This is a genomic window from Paracoccus sp. (in: a-proteobacteria) (assembly GCF_039808215.1).
Lineage (GTDB): Bacteria > Pseudomonadota > Alphaproteobacteria > Rhodobacterales > Rhodobacteraceae > Paracoccus.
In genome coordinates this window covers 39,031-58,531 of the sequence record NZ_JBDHSP010000007.1, presented here as the reverse complement: position 1 = coordinate 58,531, position 19,501 = coordinate 39,031, and the positions used below count along the sequence as shown (strand labels likewise).

At 67.3% G+C, this 19,501-nt stretch carries 18 protein-coding genes; 11 read left to right on the top strand and 7 right to left on the bottom strand.

What is annotated here, in order from left to right; genetic code table 11:
* Positions 1–116 precede the first annotated feature (116 nt).
* On the top strand, positions 117–1,667 hold the full coding sequence (locus tag WMK75_RS04455) for a Do family serine endopeptidase (protein WP_347266454.1): 1,551 nt from the start codon (positions 117–119) through the stop codon (positions 1,665–1,667).
* A 73-nt stretch (positions 1,668–1,740) separates the two neighbouring features.
* On the opposite strand, the gene WMK75_RS04450 is transcribed toward WMK75_RS04455, so the two are convergent.
* A complete protein-coding gene (locus tag WMK75_RS04450) occupies positions 1,741–2,430 on the bottom strand; it encodes an invasion associated locus B family protein (protein ID WP_347266453.1) in 690 nt (229 codons plus the stop codon).
* Between the two features lie 494 nt (positions 2,431–2,924).
* Between WMK75_RS04450 and WMK75_RS04445 the strand changes: the two genes are divergently transcribed.
* Positions 2,925–4,487 carry a helicase HerA-like domain-containing protein gene (locus tag WMK75_RS04445; protein WP_347266452.1) on the top strand — a complete coding sequence of 521 codons (1,563 nt, stop codon included), beginning with the start codon at positions 2,925–2,927 and terminating at the stop codon, positions 4,485–4,487.
* On the opposite strand, the gene WMK75_RS04440 is transcribed toward WMK75_RS04445, so the two are convergent.
* A complete protein-coding gene (locus WMK75_RS04440) occupies positions 4,474–4,818 on the bottom strand; it encodes a DUF6477 family protein (protein ID WP_347266451.1) in 345 nt (114 codons plus the stop codon). The two genes, WMK75_RS04445 and WMK75_RS04440, sit on opposite strands and share 14 nt — an antisense overlap.
* 209 nt (positions 4,819–5,027) lie before the next feature.
* Here WMK75_RS04440 and WMK75_RS04435 point away from each other — a divergent pair, with 209 nt between their 5' ends.
* On the top strand, positions 5,028–6,221 hold the full coding sequence (locus WMK75_RS04435; protein WP_347266450.1) for a DUF6456 domain-containing protein: 1,194 nt from the start codon (positions 5,028–5,030) through the stop codon (positions 6,219–6,221).
* On the opposite strand, the gene WMK75_RS04430 is transcribed toward WMK75_RS04435, so the two are convergent.
* The 3 genes from WMK75_RS04430 to gloB form a co-directional block, all read right to left on the bottom strand.
* Entirely contained in the window at positions 6,191–6,688 is a 498-nt protein-coding gene (locus tag WMK75_RS04430; RefSeq protein WP_347266449.1) for a hypothetical protein, read from the bottom strand. The two genes, WMK75_RS04435 and WMK75_RS04430, sit on opposite strands and share 31 nt — an antisense overlap.
* Positions 6,689–7,286: 598 nt before the next feature.
* Positions 7,287–9,602: an ATP-dependent Clp protease ATP-binding subunit ClpA gene (gene clpA / locus WMK75_RS04425; RefSeq protein WP_347266448.1), complete on the bottom strand. Its 2,316-nt coding sequence runs from the start codon at positions 9,600–9,602 to the stop codon at positions 7,287–7,289.
* Between the two features lie 216 nt (positions 9,603–9,818).
* Positions 9,819–10,565: a hydroxyacylglutathione hydrolase gene (gene gloB / locus WMK75_RS04420; protein WP_347266447.1), complete on the bottom strand. Its 747-nt coding sequence runs from the start codon at positions 10,563–10,565 to the stop codon at positions 9,819–9,821.
* A gap of 51 nt (positions 10,566–10,616) precedes the next feature.
* On the opposite strand from gloB, the gene WMK75_RS04415 reads away from it, so the two are divergent.
* The 7 genes from WMK75_RS04415 to WMK75_RS04385 all read left to right on the top strand — a co-directional run bounded on the left by WMK75_RS04415 (position 10,617) and on the right by WMK75_RS04385 (position 17,003).
* Positions 10,617–11,396 (top strand): methyltransferase domain-containing protein, encoded by a 780-nt coding sequence (locus tag WMK75_RS04415; protein ID WP_347266446.1) that lies wholly within the window; start codon positions 10,617–10,619, stop codon positions 11,394–11,396.
* Between the two features lie 278 nt (positions 11,397–11,674).
* Entirely contained in the window at positions 11,675–12,241 is a 567-nt protein-coding gene (locus WMK75_RS04410; RefSeq protein ID WP_347266445.1) for a F0F1 ATP synthase subunit delta, read from the top strand.
* Positions 12,241–13,776: a F0F1 ATP synthase subunit alpha gene (atpA, locus tag WMK75_RS04405; RefSeq protein WP_347266444.1), complete on the top strand. Its 1,536-nt coding sequence runs from the start codon at positions 12,241–12,243 to the stop codon at positions 13,774–13,776. The genes WMK75_RS04410 and atpA overlap by 1 nt, the downstream gene beginning before the upstream one ends.
* Positions 13,777–13,789: 13 nt before the next feature.
* Complete coding sequence (locus WMK75_RS04400) at positions 13,790–14,662, top strand: F0F1 ATP synthase subunit gamma (RefSeq protein ID WP_347266443.1); 873 nt, start codon at positions 13,790–13,792, stop codon at positions 14,660–14,662.
* 18 nt (positions 14,663–14,680) lie between these two features.
* Positions 14,681–16,105 (top strand): F0F1 ATP synthase subunit beta, encoded by a 1,425-nt coding sequence (gene atpD, locus WMK75_RS04395; RefSeq protein ID WP_347266442.1) that lies wholly within the window; start codon positions 14,681–14,683, stop codon positions 16,103–16,105.
* Between the two features lie 9 nt (positions 16,106–16,114).
* Positions 16,115–16,561, top strand: a complete 447-nt coding sequence (locus tag WMK75_RS04390; RefSeq protein WP_347266441.1) for a F0F1 ATP synthase subunit epsilon — start codon at positions 16,115–16,117, stop codon at positions 16,559–16,561.
* A gap of 88 nt (positions 16,562–16,649) precedes the next feature.
* Positions 16,650–17,003 (top strand): H-type lectin domain-containing protein, encoded by a 354-nt coding sequence (locus WMK75_RS04385; protein WP_347266440.1) that lies wholly within the window; start codon positions 16,650–16,652, stop codon positions 17,001–17,003.
* A gap of 7 nt (positions 17,004–17,010) precedes the next feature.
* On the opposite strand, the gene WMK75_RS04380 is transcribed toward WMK75_RS04385, so the two are convergent.
* A complete protein-coding gene (locus WMK75_RS04380) occupies positions 17,011–17,781 on the bottom strand; it encodes an alpha/beta fold hydrolase (protein WP_347266439.1) in 771 nt (256 codons plus the stop codon).
* Positions 17,778–18,377, bottom strand: coding sequence for a 2-hydroxychromene-2-carboxylate isomerase (locus tag WMK75_RS04375; protein ID WP_347266438.1), 600 nt, complete (start codon positions 18,375–18,377; stop codon positions 17,778–17,780). Before WMK75_RS04375 ends, WMK75_RS04380 begins: the two co-directional genes overlap by 4 nt.
* A gap of 81 nt (positions 18,378–18,458) precedes the next feature.
* Between WMK75_RS04375 and WMK75_RS04370 the strand changes: the two genes are divergently transcribed.
* Complete coding sequence (locus tag WMK75_RS04370) at positions 18,459–19,478, top strand: ribose-phosphate pyrophosphokinase (RefSeq protein ID WP_347266437.1); 1,020 nt, start codon at positions 18,459–18,461, stop codon at positions 19,476–19,478.
* Positions 19,479–19,501: the final 23 nt, after the last annotated feature.

Here is a 19,501-nt window from a genome sequence, read left to right as displayed (position 1 = left end):
TCAGTTCATTCCCTGCGAGCGTGGTTCATTTGCAACGGCGTCGAAAATCCCCTTGAACATGAGCATATTGCCAAGGGGCGCGAGCAGTCGTCCGGGCATCGAAGGAGAACATCCAGATGAAGACCACCTCAACCTGTCACCTTCTTGGCGCCTCGGGCCTGGCCCTGATGCTGGCCCTGGCACCGGCCATGGCGGAACAGAAGGCGGCGCCAGGCTCTGACGCGGCGCAGGCGGCGGCCAATGAAAACCAGCCGCTGACCGCCCCCGACAGCAAGGCCCGGCAGGCGCGCGCCATGCCGGAAAGCTTTGCCGATCTGGTCGATCAGGTCAGCCCCGCCGTCGTCAACGTCACCACCACCGCCACCGTCGAGACGCCGCTGGCGCGCGGCCCGCGGTTCCCTGAGGGCAGCCCCTTTGGCGATCTGTTCCGCGACTTCGGCTTTCCGGGCTTTCCGCGGGGCGATCAGGGCAATCCCTTTGGCCAGCAGGGCCCGTCCGAGGAGCAGCGCTCGAACGCGCTCGGCTCGGGTTTTGTCGTGTCGGCGGACGGGCTGATCGTCACCAACAACCATGTCATCGAGGGCGCGGACCAGATCGAGGTCGAGTTCTTTTCCGGCAAGACCCTGCCGGCCAAGGTCATCGGCCGCGACGAAAAGACCGACATCGCCGTGCTGAAGGTCGAAAGCGACCAGCCCTTGCCCTTTGTCGGTTTCGGCGACAGCGACAAGGCGCGCGTGGGCGACTGGGTTCTGGCGCTGGGCAACCCGCTGGGGCAGGGGTTCTCGGCCTCGACCGGCATCGTCTCGGCGCGCAATCGCGCACTGACGGGCACTTATGACGATTTCATCCAGACCGACGCCGCGATCAACCGCGGCAATTCGGGCGGACCGCTGTTCAACATGGACGGCGAGGTGATCGGGGTGAATACCGCGATCCTGTCGCCCAACGGCGGCTCGATCGGCATCGGCTTTTCGATGGCCTCGAACGTGGTCGAGAAGGTCGTGGCGCAGCTCGAGGAATTCGGCGAGACCCGGCGCGGCTGGCTGGGGGTCAAGATCCAGCCGGTGACCGATGACATCGCCGATTCGCTGGGTCTGGCCGATGCGCATGGCGCCATGGTCACCGACGTGCCGGCCGGCCCCGCGCTGGACGCCGGCATGAAGGCGGGCGATGTCATCACCAGCTTTGCCGGCGGCGAGGTCAAGGACCCGCGCGAACTGGTGCGCCGCGTTGCGGATGCGCCGGTGGGCGAGGCGGTCGAGGTGGTGGTGCAGCGCGACGGCAAGCCGGTCACACTGCAGGTGACGCTGGGCCGGCGCGAACTGGCCGAGGGCAGCGGCACCGAAAAGGTCGACAGCGCCAAGGAAGGTTCGAGCGAGGTCCTGGGCATGACCGTGGCCCCTCTGACCCCCGAGATCGCCGCCGAACTGGGGGTCTCGCGCGACATGCAGGGCCTTGCCGTGCAGTCGGTCGCCCCGACGGGTGCCGCCGCCGACAAGGGCCTTGCCGCGGGCGACGTGATCACCGAGGCGGGCCAGCAGCCGGTGGCCTCGCTGGGTGATCTCGAGGCGCGCATCAAGGAGGCACGCGACGCCGGGCGCAAGTCGATCCTGCTGATGGTGCGCCGCGCCGGCGAGCCGCGCTTCGTGGCGCTGCCGGTCGAGTGAGCAAGAAAAAAAGGGCCGGGAATGTCCCGGCCCCTGCGGGGGCGCCCATGGCGCCCCTTTTTTTCGTGCCGGCTCAGGGCTTTTTCGCCTCGCCCGCGGCGGGGGCAGCCGGCGTCAGGTCCTTGTTGGCCTCGACCAGCGCCGCCATGCCGGCGGTGAAACCCGAAAGCGACAGCGGCAGCTGCACCAGCTGCTCCTTGGAGGCGCCGAAGGGCAGCACCGAGATGGTTGCGGTCTTGCCGCGCTTGAGCGGCGCCATCTCGGCCTCGGCCATGCCCACGCGCGAGATGCAGCCCACCGGCGCGCACAGCATGAAGGGATAACGCGCGTCCTTGCCGTCGTCGATCTTGATGCCCAGCCCGGCCTGCAGGTCGGTCTCGAGCGGGGCGATGAAGGTGACGACCGCCTGCACATTGCCGGTCATCGGAAGTACCGAGACCTCGATCACGGGCGAATCGTTCTTGTCCTTCAGCAGCTGGTAAAGCTCGCAGGGGTCCTTGCCGCTGTCGGTCTTCATGCAGCGCAGCGTCCAGTCGCCATGCGTCGAACGGGCATAGGGCTGGCCGACCTTGGCGTCGGCCTCGCTGACCGGAGCGGCGGGTTTGGGGGCCTCGGCCTCGGCGGCCGGCGCCTCGGCGGCAGGTGCCTCGGCTGCGGGCTGGGCCGGGGCTGCGGGGGTCGCGGTCTGCGCCACGGCGCTGCCGGTCCCGGCGGTCAGCGCAAGCAGAGCGGCGATCATTGCCGCGGAGGTCCTGTTGGCCATGGTGGTTTTCCTTTGGTCCATGTTGCGACCCCGCTGGTAGCACGGCGGACCCGCGATGTCAGGGCGGATCGCGCGCCGGGCTTTCACCTTCGCGTATGCTGCCAGCGGACGAAATGCCGGAAATATGTGAAAAAGCCAGAAAAGAATGAGAGGACCCGAGGCGCACGCGCATGCGGCAGCTTCGGATCCTCGTGCTTACCTTCCCTGCCGGACTGGCCGGTCATCATTGCGCCGAAAGCTAGTTCGGGCAGCAAGCGCCGTCAACTGTCCTAATCGTCAAGTTGTTACGACCCGCCTGCCCGGGGGATAATGTCTGCGGCTGGCCGGCTCCGTGCAAAAAAAGCCGCGCCCGAAGGCGCGGCAGTCCAACAGGGAGGAAGTCGGCCTGCCACCCACGCGGAAGGCCCGACAGGAACAGACTGACACAGATTCGTTAGGATTGTATTGTGCTTTCGTCGGCTGGCTGCGTTTTTTTGCCGACCTGGGGAGGAACTATGACGGAAATCGTCGATCTCGAGGCTGGAACCGTCTTCGTCGGCGGGGGCGGCGCCGGCTACGCATGCCCGCAAGACCTGCTGTTGCGCTATGCCAACCGCCACGGGCTGATCGCGGGGGCGACGGGAACCGGCAAGACCGTCACCCTGCAGACCTTGGCCGAATCGTTCTCGCGGGCGGGGGTGCCGGTGTTCATGGCCGATGTGAAGGGCGACCTGGCCGGGATTTCCGCCGCCGGCTCGACCGAGGGCAAGCTGCACGAGGCATTTCTCAAGCGCGCTCAGCAGATCGGCGTCGCGCTGGGCTATCAGGGCTTTCCGGTGACCTTCTGGGATGTCTGGGGTGAGCGCGGCCATCCGGTGCGCACGACCCCGGCCGAGATGGGGCCCCTGCTGCTGTCGCGGCTGATGGGGCTCAGCGATGCGCAGGAGGGCGTGCTGAACATCGCCTTTCGCATCGCCGACGAAGAGGGGCTGGCGCTGCTCGATCTTGCCGACCTGCAGGCGATGCTGGTCTGGGTCGGGCAGAATGCCAGGGACCTGTCGTTGAAATACGGCAATGTCTCGACCGCCTCGGTGGGTGCGATCCAGCGCGCGCTGATGGTGCTGGAGAACGAGGGCGGTCAGCTGCTGTTCGGAGAGCCGGCGCTGGAGCTTGCCGACATCATGCGCCTCGATGCCTCGGGCAAGGGCATGGTGAATATCCTTGCGGCGGAAAGGCTGATGAACTCGCCCCGGCTTTACGCCACCTTCCTGCTGTGGCTGATGTCGGAACTGTTCGAGCAACTGCCCGAGGTGGGCGATCCCGACAAGCCGCGCATCGCCTTCTTCTTTGACGAGGCGCATCTGCTGTTCAACGACGCGCCGCCGGCGCTGGTGCAAAAGATCGAGCAGGTGGCGCGGCTGATCCGCTCGAAGGGGGTGAGCCTGTGGTTCATCAGCCAGAACCCCGCCGATCTGCCCGAGGCGGTGCTGGGGCAGTTGGGCAACCGTGTGCAGCACGCGCTGCGCGCCTTCACCGCCAAGGACCAGAAGGCCCTGCGGCTGGCAGCGCAGAACTATCGCCCGAACCCGGAATTCGACACTGCCGAGGCGATCCAGGCCGTCGGCACCGGCGAGGCAGTCACCTCGCTGCTTGAGGCCAAGGGCGTTCCGGGCATCGTGCAGCGCACGCTTATCCGTCCGCCCATGTCACTGCTTGGCCCGATCCCGGACGCGGCGCGCGCGGCGCTGAACGCCGCATCGCCCATGTCACTGAAATACGGCAAGGCCCTGGATCGCGAATCCGCTGCCGAGATTCTGGCCCGACGCACCGCCGCCACGCAGGCCGCGGCAGGCGAGGATGACCTGTGGCGCATGGACCGGGACAAGGGCCGGGTACCGAGCGCGGATCCGGCGCTGCAAATCCCCGTCGAGACCCGCGCCCGCCAACCCGCTTCCCGCACTTCGGGGCGCGACAGCATTGCCATGGCCTTTGGCAAGAGCCTGGCGCGGCAGCTGGGCAGCAGGACCGGGCAGGCGCTGGTGCGCGGCGTGCTCGGCTCGCTGTTCAGGGGAAAGTAAGCGCCATCGACACCGGCAACGGCACCGGGCGCGGGGCGGCCTCGGCCGTCTCGGCCAGGATCGCCACCAGCAGCAGGATGTGTCGCTGCACGTCATATTCGGCCTGGCCGGCGCGCCGCGCCATGTCCAGGCTTTCCTCCTCGGCGCGCAGGCGGGGCAGGGCGGCGGCCACGGCCGGCAGGTCCTCGCAGCGCAGCAGGCGGCGCAGGTCACGGCGGCGGCTCCAGCCGGCAAGGCCGGCGCGCGCCGCCCTGACCAGCAGCCGGGGGCGGCGCATCGGCGGCTGGCCAAGGCGCGGCTGGAAGGCAATCACATTGCTCATCATCGTCATGGCGATCCTCTCCTCCGTCAGAACGGGTTGAGTATCAACAACCAATGCGTGTGTTGCGCCCTGACCCCGAACTGCGCGCGGCACGGCAAGAAATATTTAGTAATTGTTAGCAAATATCCCAACATCCCGGGCTGATCCTGCAAGTGGCAGCGGGGCGAAACACAACCCATGGATGAGTTGATGCCTGCTCGTCCTCAGGAAGCGAAGGAATGACCATGACGATTTTGACGGGAGATTTCGCTCTGGACGCCTCGATCGCCGGGCTGGCTGGCGGTGTCGGCACCATGGCGGGCAATCGACCCGATGCCGCCCCTCCGGTTCCTGCCTTCCGCCCGGTCGAGGACGCCGACCTGAAGCTGTATCTGCGCCATGTCGAGGGCGGCGAGACCATCCGCGCCCTGGCACGCGAGTCGGGCTGCCACGCCTCGACCATTCTGCGCCGCATCCGCCGTTTCGAGGCACGCCGCGACGATCCGCTGGTGGATCGCGCGGTCGAACGCGCGGCCCATGAACCGCAGGCAGGGAATGGCCCGGTGGCGCCCGGGCAGGTGGGCATGAAGCAGATCGGCAGGGTGCTGCGCCGCCTGGCCGAGCCGGGCGCGCAGATGGTGGTGGCCGAAGGCATGGAAAAGGCCATCGTCGTGCGCGACGACATCCGCACCGCCATTCTGGACCGCGAACTGGCCGAGCACATGGCGGTGCGCGGCTGGGTGCAACTGCTGGGGCAGGGCCGCATCAGCCGCTATGCGATCTCGGCCCAGGGGCGCGAGGCCCTGCGACTGCTTTTGGCGACCCGGCGCGGCAATGCCGTCCCGCGGGGCGAGGATTTCCTGCGCTCGGCCCCGGTCGCCGAATTGCAGGGCTGCGCCGAGGGCGCGGCCGAGTTCCACCATTCCGACCGTCATCGCCTTTGGCAAGAACGCGAGATTGCCGACCCCGAGGACGGCCGGCGCCGCCGCACCCGCATCAATATCGCCGAAAGCCCGCTGCTGATGCTGGCCCGCCGCCGCGAGGCCGATGGCAGCCCCTTTCTGACCCCCGAGATGGTGGCCGCGGGCGAGCGTCTGCGCGAGGACTTCGAACTGGCGCAGATGGGGCCGCGCATCGCGCAGAACTGGGACCGTTTCCTGACCGCCGGCATCTCCGTGTCGCGCATGGCGGGCGGGCATGGTGGCGGCTCGGAAGGGGCGCGCAACCGCGTCGCGGCGGCGCTGCGCGAACTGGGGCCGGGCATGGGCGACCTGTGCCTGAGGGTCTGCTGCTTTCTGGAAGGCATCGAGATGACCGAGCGCCGCCTCGGCTGGTCGGCCCGTTCGGGCAAGATCGTGCTGCGCCTGGCGCTGATGCGGCTTGAACGCCACTACCGCGAGACCTACGGCCAGGGTGCGCCGCTGATCGGCTGAACCCGTCCGTCCGAGCCTTTCTGGCTGGCAAATGGCATGGCGCTTTTGGCGGGCGGTGTGCCCATGTTCAGTTGGCGGCTGACCTGTCCACCGTCCGTCCCTTGTTCATAACGTGAGTCCATGCGGTTGGTCTTGGTCGGCTTCGCGTTGTACAGGCGCGCAGGGTGCCAGGCACTCACATTTTCCAAGCGCTTGGCGCGTCTGCCGGCGTCCGAATGCCGCTCGAGGAGTGGGACCCGACGTTGGCTTCGCCGTGGCGCAAGGAGCAACTGTGATGGCCTGCCCAGCCCGGTGCAGCCGTGATCCCTGACCAGCTCCCGGGCAATACTGACCAGATGTGGCATCCCGGCGCTCCGGGCCGGATCGTCCGCTGGCCGTGCACCGGTCTGGGACATGCCGATGATCTGTGCCTGCGCGCGATTGGGCGGGCCGTCGACCATGTCCGTGCCGAGTGCAAGGCCGATCAAAGGCGACCATCCACATCAACGAAGGCGATGTGCCGGGAGAGGTCGCCTGTCCGATACCCTCGATGACCTGGACCGGGACAAGGCCTTGCTGCGCGCGATGGCCAGCCGAAGTCTGAACGGAGCCCCATGGCGACGGGGCAAGCCGCGGAACCTGCCCGCTGCGGAAAGCGCGCAATGTCAGCCGGAACTCACATCGCGCTCGGCCAGCATGACCCGGCCGTTTCCGGTTGAGGCGACTGTGTCCGTGACTTCGGGTCTGTCCCAGGGCGCAAGGAACTGACTCTTCCTGGTGCTGACCGCGGCGCTGATTTCGTCCGCCGCCAGCCGAAGGTCAGCTCGGCGCGAGAGAAAGGCCGGGATTTGGTTCACGCCCACCGCCACGCACGCCGCCCGCGCCGGCGACGGGTCCGAGGGCCGCCAGAGCGCGCGCTCGGCTTGGGCGGTCCAGCGCAGAGTGGCGCGCGGCAATGGGGAGGTAGCTGCTGCAGACCTGTGGTGAGCGTGGCCGGGTCAGGCTGCGTGTGCCGGGCCGCCTGCCGCGTTTTGGCAGGTCGGACGCCGGGCCGTGGGCAAGGGGCGCCGCCTTGCGCGCGTCAGGTCAGTCGGCGGTGAGGAGCGGCGGCTTCGAGTTGCTGATCCTTGGCGTCGCGGGGCCGGTGATGTCGAGAACCGGCTTGTCGCCCTCGACCCGGACGCGGACCAGCCCCCCCTTGGTCAGGCGACCGAACAGCAGTTCTTCGGCCAGGGGCTTCTTGATGTGCTCCTGGATTACCCGGCCCAGCGGACGCGCGCCCATGGTCTCGTCATAGCCCTTTTCGGCCAGCCAGTCGGCGGCCTCGGGGCTGAGTTCGATATGCACGCCGCGGTCGATCAACTGCGCCTCGAGTTGCAGCACGAATTTCTCGACCACCTGCACGATCACCTCGCGCGACAGCGGCGCGAAGCTGATAACCGCGTCCAGGCGGTTGCGGAATTCGGGGGTGAAGGTGCGCTCGATGGCGGCGGTGTCCTCGCCCTCACGACGCTCGCGGCCAAAGCCGAAGGCGGCGCGGGCCTGGTCGGCGGCGCCGGCGTTGGTGGTCATGATCAGGATCACGTTGCGGAAATCCACCTGCCGGCCATTATGGTCGGTCAGCTTGCCGTGGTCCATGACCTGCAGCAGGATGTTGTAGACATCCGGATGGGCCTTCTCGATCTCGTCGAGCAGCAGCACGCAATGCGGGTGCTGGTCGACGCCATCGGTCAGCAGCCCCCCCTGATCGAAGCCGACATAGCCGGGAGGCGCGCCGATCAGCCGGGAAACTGCGTGTTTCTCCATGTATTCAGACATGTCGAAACGCAGCAGTTCCACCCCCAGAGACGAGGCGAGCTGCTTTGCCACCTCGGTCTTGCCGACGCCGGTCGGGCCGGCGAAAAGATAGTTGCCGATCGGCTTTTCCGGCTCGCGCAGCCCGGCACGCGCCAGCTTGATCGCCGAGGCCAGGGCCTCGATCGCGGCATCCTGGCCAAAGACCAGCCGCTTCAGCGTCGCGTCCAGATCCTTCAGCACCGCCGCATCGTCCTTGGAGACATTCTTCGGCGGGATGCGGGCGATCTTGGCGACGATGGCCTCGATCTCCCGCGGGCCGATGGTCTTGCGGCGCTTGCTTTCCGCCACCAGATGCTGGGCCGCGCCGGCCTCGTCGATCACGTCGATGGCGCTGTCGGGCAGCTTTCGGTCGTTGATGTAGCGCGCCGCCAGTTCCACCGCCGATCTGATCGCCTCATTGGTATAGCGCAGGTCGTGGTGCTTTTCGAAACTGGGCTTCAACCCCATCAGGATCTTGATCGCATCCGGCACCGAGGGCTCGTTCACGTCGATCTTCTGGAACCGGCGTGATAGCGCGCGGTCCTTTTCGAAATGCTGGCGGAATTCCTTGTAGGTGGTCGAGCCCATGCAGCGCAGCTTGCCGCCCGCCAGCGCCGGCTTCAGCAGGTTCGAGGCATCCATCGCCCCCCCGGAGGTGGCGCCGGCGCCGATCACCGTGTGGATCTCGTCGATGAACAGGATCGCGTCGGGATGCTCCTCAAGCTCCTTGACCACGGCCTTCAGCCGCTCCTCGAAATCGCCGCGATAGCGGGTGCCGGCCAGAAGCGCCCCCATGTCGAGCGAGAAGATGGTGGATCCGGCCAGCACGTCCGGCGTCTCGCCACGGGTGATCTTCAGCGCCAGACCCTCGGCGATGGCGGTCTTGCCGACGCCGGGATCTCCGACCAGCAGGGGATTGTTCTTGCGCCGGCGGCACAGCACCTGGATGCAGCGCTCGACCTCGTCGGCGCGTCCGATCAGCGGATCGACATCGCCCTTGCTGGCCTTGCGGTTCAGGTCCACGCAATATTTCGCCAGCGCCGTCTCGTCCTTGGAGGCGGGTTGCTCGGGCTGGGCATGTTCCTGCTCGGCGCCCTGCACGGGGCGGTTCTCGGCGAAGGATGGGTTCTTGGCCACGCCATGCGCGATGAAGTTCACCGCGTCATAGCGGGTCATGTCCAGTTCCTGCAGGAAGAAGGCGGCGTTCGATTCGCGCTCGGCAAAGATCGCCACCAGCACGTTCGCGCCCGTCACCTCGCTGCGGCCCGAGGACTGCACATGGATCGCCGCGCGCTGGATCACCCGCTGGAAGGCGGCGGTCGGCACCGCCTCGGAGCCCTCGACATCGGTGATCAGCGTAGACAGGTCATCCTCGATGAATTCGACCAGCATGCGGCGCAGCTCGTCCAGATCGACATTGCAGGCCCGCATCACCTTGACGGCATCGGGCTCTTCGGTCAGGGCCAGCAGCAGATGTTCCAGCGTCGCCAGTTCATGGCGGTGCTCGTTGGCCAGCGCAAGCGCGGCATGGATGGCCTGTTCCAGCGAAGTCGAAAAGGACGGCACGTCAAGCTCCTGTCAGTCGGCTGGCGGCGCGGGCCGCATGATCATGCGAACCGCCCGGCCAGGCTGTCACGATACAGTTAAGAATTGGTGGATTCTGGCACAATTCAAGCCGTAATCGCCCTGGCCGCTGCCGATTTTCCCACGGGTGAGACAGATGTGATCATGTGCCGGCGCATTTTCAAGCACCGGCCCGGCCCCCGGTCTCGCGGCGCAGGGTCAGAACCGGTCCTTCATCAGCCGCAGGCGGGCAAAGGCGCCGGCATCGGAAACGCCGTGGAAACCCTGAGCCCTGCCGATCTCGGCCAGGCGCAGGAACGGGTTCGTGGCGCGTTCCTCGGCCAGCGATGCCGGGGCGCAGGGCCGGCGACCGGCGGCAGTGTCGGCCAGCCGTTGCTGCAGCGCCGCATTCTGCGGTTCGAGGGACAGGGCGAAGGCGCCATTGCCGCGGCAATAGTCGTGGCCCGGGCAGACCAGTGTCTCGGCGGGCAGCGCGTTCAGCCTTGACAGGCTTTCCCACATCGTCGCCGCGTCGCCCTCGAACAGGCGGCCGCAGCCAAGCGCCATCAGGCTGTCGCCGGTGACCAGCAGGCGCGAGGCCGGCAGGTGATAGGCGACATGGCCGATGGTATGGCCGGGCACGTCGATGATCTCGGCCGGCTCGTCGCAGATCGTGCAGGGCTGGCCCGGGCGCAGCGCGAGGTCCAGCGGCGGCAGGCGCGCGGCGTCAAGCGCATTGCCCAGCACGCGCGCGCCGGTCGCCGCGACCAACTCTGCCGCGCCCTGGATATGGTCGTCGTGGTGATGGGTCAGCGCGATCAGGTCCAGCGACCAGCCGCGCGCCGCCAGTTCGGCAAGCACCGGCGCCGCCTCGGGCGCGTCGAAAAGCGCGGTCTGGCCGTTGCCATGCACGAGCCAGGCATAGTTGTCGGTCAGGCAGCGCAGGGGCAGCAGTTGCAGCGGCATTGGCAAACTCCTTCCTTTGCCCCAGTCTGGCGCTGCCAGGCCGGAGGCGCAATGCACCACGATGTCGATGAGTTGCGGAGGTTCTACTATACGCGCGCCCTCGGGCGGGTGGTGCAGCGCATCCTGCGCGACCGCCTGACCGGCCTGTGGCCGCCCGAACAGACGCAGGGCATGACCGTGACGGGCTACGGCTTTGCCGCGCCCCTGCTGCGGCCCTATCTGGCGCGGGCGCGCCGCGTCAGCGCGCTGATGCCGGGGCCGCAGGGGGTGATGGCCTGGCCCGCGGGCATGCCCAACTGTTCCGTCCTGTGCGAGGAAACCGCCTGGCCGGTCGATACCGGCAGCGTCGACCGGCTGGTGCTGCTGCACGCGCTTGAATCCGCGGACCATCCTGCGGCGATCCTCGACGAGGCCTGGCGCGTACTCGGACCGGGCGGGCGCATGCTGGTCATGGTGCCGAATCGCGCCGGCCTCTGGGCACGGTCCGAATCCACCCCCTTCGGCTTTGGCCGCAGCTATTCGCTGGGCCAGCTCGAGGCGCCGGCCCGCGCGGCGGGCTTTGTCCCCGAAAGGACGGGGGCGGCGCTTTACATCCCGCCCTCGGACCGCCGCTTCTGGCTGAAAAGCGCGCAGATGTGGGAACGCACCGGCCTGCGCATCAGCGCCGTGCTGGTGGCGGGCGTGGTCCTGGGCGAGTTCACCAAGCAGGTGCCGGCCCCGGTCGGCCGCGGCCACCGTGTCTCGGTGCCCAGCCCGCTGGGCGTGCTGGGCGGCATTGCCCGGCCTCGGCCGGCGGGGCAGGGGGCGCGCATCGCCCGCGATCCGGCCTGAGGCGCGAATCCGCACTTGCGCATCGGCCCGCCTGCGGCGCAAGATCGCAGCCCCGGGCGATGTTTGCGCAACCGGTTGCGGCATGGCGGCTGCAAAGCGCGCCACGGCTCGCTTTTTCGTGTTCAAGGCGGTTGCGGCAGCGAAAGGCACCTGCTAGAGACGCCGCAGATTTCGGGAGGGCTCCAGCAGGACAGCGCCAGGGCCAGCCCATTGACCCGCGCTCTGCGGCAGACCGGCCGGACGCCGGCCCGCCAGCGGAGCTTGCGCTAACCGGAAGGATGACCGTGGCCAATTCCGCTTCGATTTCCGCTGATATCGCCGGGCGTTACGCGCAGGCCCTGTTCGATCTTGTCAGGGATTCGGGCGGCATCGACGCCCTGTCCACCCAGATCGACGAACTGGCCAAGGCCTGTGACGCCAGCAAGGATCTGCGCGATCTGACCGTATCGCCGCTTTACGACCGCAGCCAGCAAGAGGCCGCGATCGGCGCCCTGGCCGGGCGCATGGGTCTGGCGCCCGAACTGGCCAATACCTTGCGGCTGATGGCCCGCAACCGCCGGCTGTTCACCCTGCCGCAGTTCATCGCCCGCCTGCGCGGCCTGATCGCCGATGCGCGCGGCGAGGTCACCGCCGATGTGGTCAGCGCCCTGGCGCTGAGCGACGAGCAGCAGGCCCGCCTGGCCAAGACCCTGTCGGCCAAGACCGGCAAGAAGGTGAAACTCAACGCGCGCGTCGATGAGGCCCTCATCGGCGGCATGATCGTCAAACTGGGCTCGCAGATGATCGACAGCTCGATCCGCTCGAAGCTTGCCTCCCTCCAGAATGCTATGAAAGAGGTCGGATAATGGGAATCCAGGCTGCCGAAATCTCGGCCATCCTCAAGGATCAGATCAAGAATTTCGGTCAGGACGCCGAAGTGGCCGAAGTGGGCCAGGTGCTGTCGGTCGGCGACGGCATCGCGCGCGTCTACGGCCTGGACAAGGTCCAGGCCGGCGAGATGGTCGAATTCCCCGGCGGCATCCGCGGGATGGTGCTGAACCTTGAAACCGATAACGTCGGCGTGGTGATCTTCGGCGACGACCGCTCGATCAAGGAAGGCGACACCGTCAAGCGCACTGGCGCCATCGTGGAGGTTCCGACCGGCAAGCCGCTGCTGGGCCGCGTCGTCGACGCGCTGGGCAATCCGATCGACGGCAAGGGCCCGCTGGAAGGCGCCGAGATGCGCGTCGCCGACGTGAAGGCCCCCGGCATCATGCCGCGCAAGTCGGTGCACGAGCCGATGGCGACCGGCATGAAGGCCGTGGACGCGATGATCCCCGTCGGCCGCGGCCAGCGCGAGCTGATCATCGGCGACCGTCAGACCGGCAAGACCGCCATCGCGCTCGACACCATTCTGAACCAGGCGAACTACAACGGCCGCGAAGCCGATGGCATGAAGACGTTGCACTGCATCTATGTCGCCGTGGGCCAAAAGCGTTCGACCGTGGCGCAACTGGTGAAGAAACTGGAAGAAACCGGCGCCATGGCCTATACGACCGTCGTGGCCGCCACCGCCTCGGACCCGGCGCCGATGCAGTATCTGGCACCCTATTCGGCCACCGCCATGGGCGAATATTTCCGCGACAACGGCATGGATGCGCTGATCATCTATGACGACCTGTCGAAACAGGCCGTGGCCTACCGCCAGATGTCGCTCCTGCTGCGCCGTCCGCCGGGACGCGAAGCCTATCCGGGCGACGTGTTCTATCTGCATTCGCGCCTGCTGGAACGCTCGGCCAAGCTCAATGAGGCCAATGGCGCCGGCTCGCTGACTGCGCTGCCGATCATCGAGACGCAGGCGGGCGACGTGTCGGCCTATATCCCGACCAACGTGATCTCGATCACCGACGGCCAGATCTTCCTGGAAACCGAACTGTTCTTCCAGGGCATCCGCCCGGCCGTGAACACCGGTCTGTCGGTCAGCCGCGTGGGCTCCTCGGCGCAGACCAAGGCGATGAAATCCGTGGCCGGCCCGGTCAAGCTGGAATTGGCGCAGTATCGCGAGATGGCGGCCTTCGCGCAGTTCGGCTCGGACCTCGACGCCGCGACGCAAAAGCTGCTCAATCGCGGCGCGCGCCTGACGGAACTGATGAAGCAGCCGCAATATTCGCCGCTGACCAATGCCGAGATCGTCATCGTCATCTATGCCGGCACCAAGGGCTACCTGGACGGCGTGCCGGTGGCCGAAGTCACCAAATGGGAACAGGGCCTGCTCCAGTATCTGCGCAACCAGAAGGCTGACCTGCTTGAGGACATGACCAAGAACGACCGCAAGGTGTCGGGCGATCTTGAGGGTGCGATCAAGGCAGCGCTGGACGGCTACGCCAAGACCTACGCCTGAGGGGGAGGGATAGATGCCCAGCCTCAAGGACCTGAAAAACCGGATCGGCAGCGTCAAGAACACGCGCAAGATCACCAAGGCGATGCAGATGGTCGCCGCCGCGAAACTGCGCCGCGCGCAGGAAGCGGCGGAGGCCGCGCGTCCCTATGCCGACCGGATGGCCGCAGTGATGGCCGGGCTGACCGCTGCTGCGGCCGGCTCGGACCAGGCGCCGCGGCTTCTGGCGGGGACCGGCGACGACCGCCGGCACCTGCTCGTGGTGATGACATCGGAGCGCGGGCTTGCGGGCGGGTTCAACTCGACCATCGTCAAGCTCGCCCGCCAGCACATGGCGGACCTCCTGGCCCAGGGCAAGCAGGTGACCCTGCTGACCGTGGGCAAGAAGGGCCGCGAGCAGCTCAAGCGCGAATACAGCCAGTTCTTCGTCCATCACGTGGACATGAGCGAGGTGAAGCGCATCGGCTATGAAAACGCGCGCCAGATCACGGACGAGATCCTCGACCGCTTCGAGGCGGGCGAGTTCGACGTGGCGACGCTGTTCTACAACCGCTTCGAATCCGTGATCAGCCAGGTGCCGACCGCGCGCCAGATCATCCCGGCCGTGGTCGAGGAGGGCGAGGCGGCTGCCTCGGCGCTTTACGACTATGAACCCGAGGAAAGCGCGATCCTGAACGACCTCTTGCCGCGTTCGGTGGCAACGCAGGTGTTCGCGGCGCTTCTGGAAAACGCGGCCTCGGAACAGGGCGCGCGGATGAGCGCCATGGACAACGCCACGCGCAACGCCGGCGACATGATCGACAAGCTGACGACGGTCTACAACCGCTCGCGTCAGGCCGCGATCACCACGGAACTTATTGAAATCATCGCGGGCGCCGAGGCGCTCTGACACGCAGGGGTTAAACACATGGCAGAGGCCAAAGGGAAAATCACGCAGGTGATCGGCGCCGTCGTCGACGTGCAGTTCGACGGCCAGCTTCCCGCAATTCTGAACGCGCTTGAAACGGAAAACAACGGCAAGCGCCTGGTGCTGGAAGTTGCCCAGCACCTGGGCGAGAACACCGTCCGCACCATCGCCATGGACGCGACCGAAGGTCTGGTCCGCGGCCTTGCGGTCAAGGACAGCGGCGGCCCGATCATGGTGCCGGTCGGTGACGTGACGCTGGGTCGCATCATCAACGTCGTGGGCGAGCCGGTGGACGAAGGCGCCCCGATCACCTCGACCGACAAGCGGGCGATCCACCAGCCGGCGCCCGACTTCGCCTCGCAGGCGACGGCCTCGGAAATCCTGGTCACCGGCATCAAGGTCATCGACCTGCTGGCCCCCTATTCCAAGGGCGGCAAGATCGGCCTCTTCGGCGGCGCCGGCGTGGGCAAGACGGTTCTGATCATGGAACTGATCAACAACATCGCCAAGGTGCACTCGGGCTATTCGGTATTCGCGGGCGTCGGCGAACGCACCCGTGAGGGCAACGACCTTTACCACGAGATGGTGGAATCGGGCGTCATCAAGCCGGACAATCTGGCGGAATCGCAGGTGGCGCTGGTCTACGGCCAGATGAACGAACCGCCGGGCGCGCGCATGCGTGTGGCGCTGACCGGCCTGACCCTGGCCGAGCAGTTCCGCGACGCCACCGGCACCGACGTGCTGTTCTTCGTCGACAACATCTTCCGCTTTACCCAGGCGGGTTCGGAAGTGTCGGCGCTTCTGGGCCGCATCCCCTCGGCCGTGGGCTATCAGCCGACGCTGGCCACCGACATGGGCGCGATGCAGGAACGCATCACCTCGACCAAGAACGGCTCGATCACCTCGATCCAGGCCGTCTATGTTCCGGCCGACGACCTGACCGACCCGGCCCCGGCCACGACCTTCGCGCACCTCGACGCCACCACGGTGCTGTCGCGGGCGATCTCGGAACTGGGCATCTATCCGGCGGTGGACCCGCTCGATTCGAACTCGCGCATTCTCGACCCGGCGATCGTCGGCGCGGATCACTACAACACCGCGCGTTCGGTTCAGGGCATCTTGCAGAAATACAAGTCTCTGCAGGACATCATCGCCATCCTCGGCATGGACGAACTGTCCGAGGAGGACAAGCTGACCGTGGCGCGGGCCCGCAAGATCCAGCGCTTCCTGTCGCAGCCCTTCGACGTGGCGAAGGTCTTCACCGGTTCGGACGGCGTGCAGGTGCCGCTGGAAGACACGATCAAGTCTTTCGCGGCGGTGGTGAACGGCGAATACGACCACCTGCCCGAGGCAGCCTTCTACATGGTCGGCGGCATCGAGGACGTGAAAGCCAAGGCGCAGCGCCTCGCCGCTGACGCGGCGTAAGGGGGCGACATGGCCGACACGATGCAGTTCGATCTCGTCTCGCCGGAGCGGAACCTGGTTTCCGTCCCGGTGCGCGAGGTGCGCCTGCCCGGCACCGAGGGCGACCTGACGGCGATGCCCGGCCACGCGCCGGCCATCGTCAACCTGCGCCCCGGTCTGGTCACGGTGGTTGCCGCGGACGGCACGCAGACGGAATACGCGGTCACCGGCGGTTTCGCCGAGATCAACAATGATTCCGTCAGCCTGCTGGCCGAGCGCGGGCATCCGCGCGCCGAGATGACGCAGGAAATCTTCAACGACATGATGGCCCAGGCCCAGCGTCGGGTGCAGATCGCGCGCGAGCGCGAATCGGCCACCGAGGAGATCGTCGCGGCGACGCTCAAGCTGCTGGCCGACATGGAGGCGCTTGGCACCCATATCGGTCTGGACCCGAACCAGTCAAATTTTCTGCACTGACCTCTGAAAGGAGGTCCGAGTAAGCCCCGGAATTTCGGGGCTTTCCTTTATCTGCAATCATTTTCCGAACCCCCACCGGAGCGAGGCCATGCGGCATTTCGGTTTTTCCGCCATCGGTGTCGCCAGCGGCGCGGTCGAGATGTTTTCCGCCTTCGAGGACGGCGGCGCCATGTGGACCGGCGAGGGGCCGCGGGTCGAGCGCCGGCGCGTCCACTTCGAGCGCCCCTTTCGCGAGGCGCCGGTGGTGCAGGTTGGCCTTGGCATGTGGGACATCGCGTCGGGGGCCAACCAGCGCGCCGACATCGCGGCGCAGCATGTCACCCCCGAGGGGTTCGAATTGCAGTTCCGCACATGGGGCGATACGCGCGTGGCGCGGGTGCGCGCCAACTGGCTGGCGATCGGGCCGGTCGCGCATGCCGACGATTGGATCATCGAGGACTGAAACGCGCTCAGCCGCGTTCGAGGTTCAGCCGGATCAGATCGGCCAGTTGCCGTGGATGGGTGATCGGCAGCATGTGGCCCGCGCCCGGCACGGTTGCGCGCCCGACATCGGGCAGGCGCGCCGCCAGCGCCTCGGCGATGGCCGGGATCACTGCGGGCGAGTGCTCGCCCATGACGATCAGCACCGGTGCGTCGATCGCCTCAAGCCCGCCGGGGCGCAGGATGCCTGCGGTGTCGTGGCGCAGCGTGTCGTTCGTCTCGGCCACCAGAGACACCTGACGCGCCAACCGCTCGCGCCCGGCAGGGGTCTGCGCCGCCCAGTCGATGCCGCCCCAGGCCGTGACAAAGGCCGCGGCGGCGGCCTCGGGGGCATCCTCGTTGAGATGCGCCAGCACCTGCGCCATCGCCGCGTCATTGCCCGCCTCGGGTGCGGCGGCGAACAGCACCGGCTCGATCAGGGTCAGGCTGCGCACCGCCTCGGGGGCGGCGACGGCGATGCGCAGCGCCACGGTCGCGCCCATGCTGTGGCCGATCAGGTCCAGCGGGTGCCGGATCAGCGCCGCCGCCTGCCGGGTGACTGCTGTGTGATAATCGGGCGGCGCGCCTGCCCAGTCCGGGCTTTGGCCGTGGCCGGGCATGTCCGGCGCGGTGACCTGCACGAGGTCGCGCAGATGCCCGGCAATCGGCCCCCAATACAGCCCGCTGCCCATCATGCAATGCAGCGCCAGCGCCGGGCGTCGGGCATTGCCCGGCCACTCCCTCAGATGCGGGGTGCTCACAGCGTCGCCAAATGCCGGTCGAGGAAATCCAGCCGGTCCTGACCCCAGAAACATTCGCCGCTGTCGCGCACAAGATAAAAGGGCGAGCCAAAGACGCCGGCCTCGACCGCGTGCTCCAGGTTGCGGCCAAAGGTTTCGGCGCCGATGAACAGGCCGCTGTCGGCCAGGGCCGGGTCAAAGCCCGCCGCCGAAAGCCTTGCCCGGATCACCGCGTCATCGGCGATGTTTTCGTCCTCGGCCCAGACCGCGCGCAGGAAGGATTGCACCAGCCCCGCCAGATCGCCGCCGCCCGCCGCCTGCGCGGCGATGATCGCATAGGACGAAGGCGCGGGGTTGACCGGCCAGAAGGCCGGCTTCAGGTTCACTTTTGTGCCCAGATGCGCCGACCAGCGCCGCAACTCCTGCAGGCGATAGGCCGCGCGTGCCGGGTGGCGGTCGGCGGGGCGGGTGCCGCCGGTGCGGTCGAACAGTTGCAGCAGGTCCACGGGCTTGTAGGTGACGTTAGCGCCATGGCGGGCGGCGATCTCCTCAAGCCGGTTGCCGGCCATATAGGCCCATGCGCTGGGAGTGCCAAAGTAATAGTCGATATGCGGCATGGATCGGCCTCCGGGGTTTGCGGGCAGGCTAGCCCGGTGCTAATCCGGGTGCAATCGCACGAATCCAGACAGGAAGAAATCATGCCGGCCATGACCGAACCCAAGCTGATCGCCGGCAATGCCAACCGGCCGCTGGCCAATGCCATTGCCCGCCGCATGTCGATGCATCGCGGCATGAACGTCGCCCCGATCGAGGCGCGGGTCGAACGTTTCAACGACCAGGAGATCTTTGTCGAGGTCTATGAGAACGTGCGCGGCGAGGACATGTTCATCATCCAGCCGACCTCGAACCCGGCCAATGACAACCTGATGGAACTGCTGATCATGACGGATGCGCTGAAGCGCTCCTCGGCGGCGCGCATCACCGCGGTGATCCCCTATTTCGGCTATGCCCGCCAGGACCGCCGCGCCAAGGCGCGCACGCCGATCAGCGCCAAGCTGGTCGCCAACCTGCTGACCGAGGCGGGCGTGGACCGGGTGCTGACGCTGGACCTGCATGCGGCGCAGATCCAGGGATTCTTCGACATTCCGGTGGACAACCTCTATGCCGCGCCGGTTTTCGCGCTGGACATCAAGCACCATTTTCACAGCCGCCTGTCGGATCTGATGGTGGTCTCGCCCGATGTGGGCGGCGTTGCGCGGGCGCGCGAACTGGCGCAGCGCATCGGCGCGCCGCTGGCGATCGTGGACAAGCGCCGCGAGAAGCCCGGCGAGGTGGCCGAGATGACGGTGATCGGCGAGGTGGCGGGCAAGTGCTGCATCATCGTGGACGACATCTGCGACACCGCCGGCACGCTGTGCAAGGCCGCGCAGGTGCTGATCGACGATGGTGCGACCGAGGTGCATGCCTATATCACCCATGGCGTGCTGTCCGGCCCGGCCGTCGAGCGGGTGCAGAAATCGGTGATGAAATCCCTGGTCATCACCGATTCCATCGAGCCCACGGACAAGATCAGGGGCGCGCAGAACATCCGCATCGTGCCGACGGCGCCGATGTTCGCGCAGGCGATCCTGAACATCTGGAACGGCACCTCGGTCAGTTCGCTCTTCGAGGTGGATACGCTGGGCCCGATCTATGAGGGGCTCTACGCCTCCTGGTAGGCGGCAGCGCGGCCGGCCCCGTC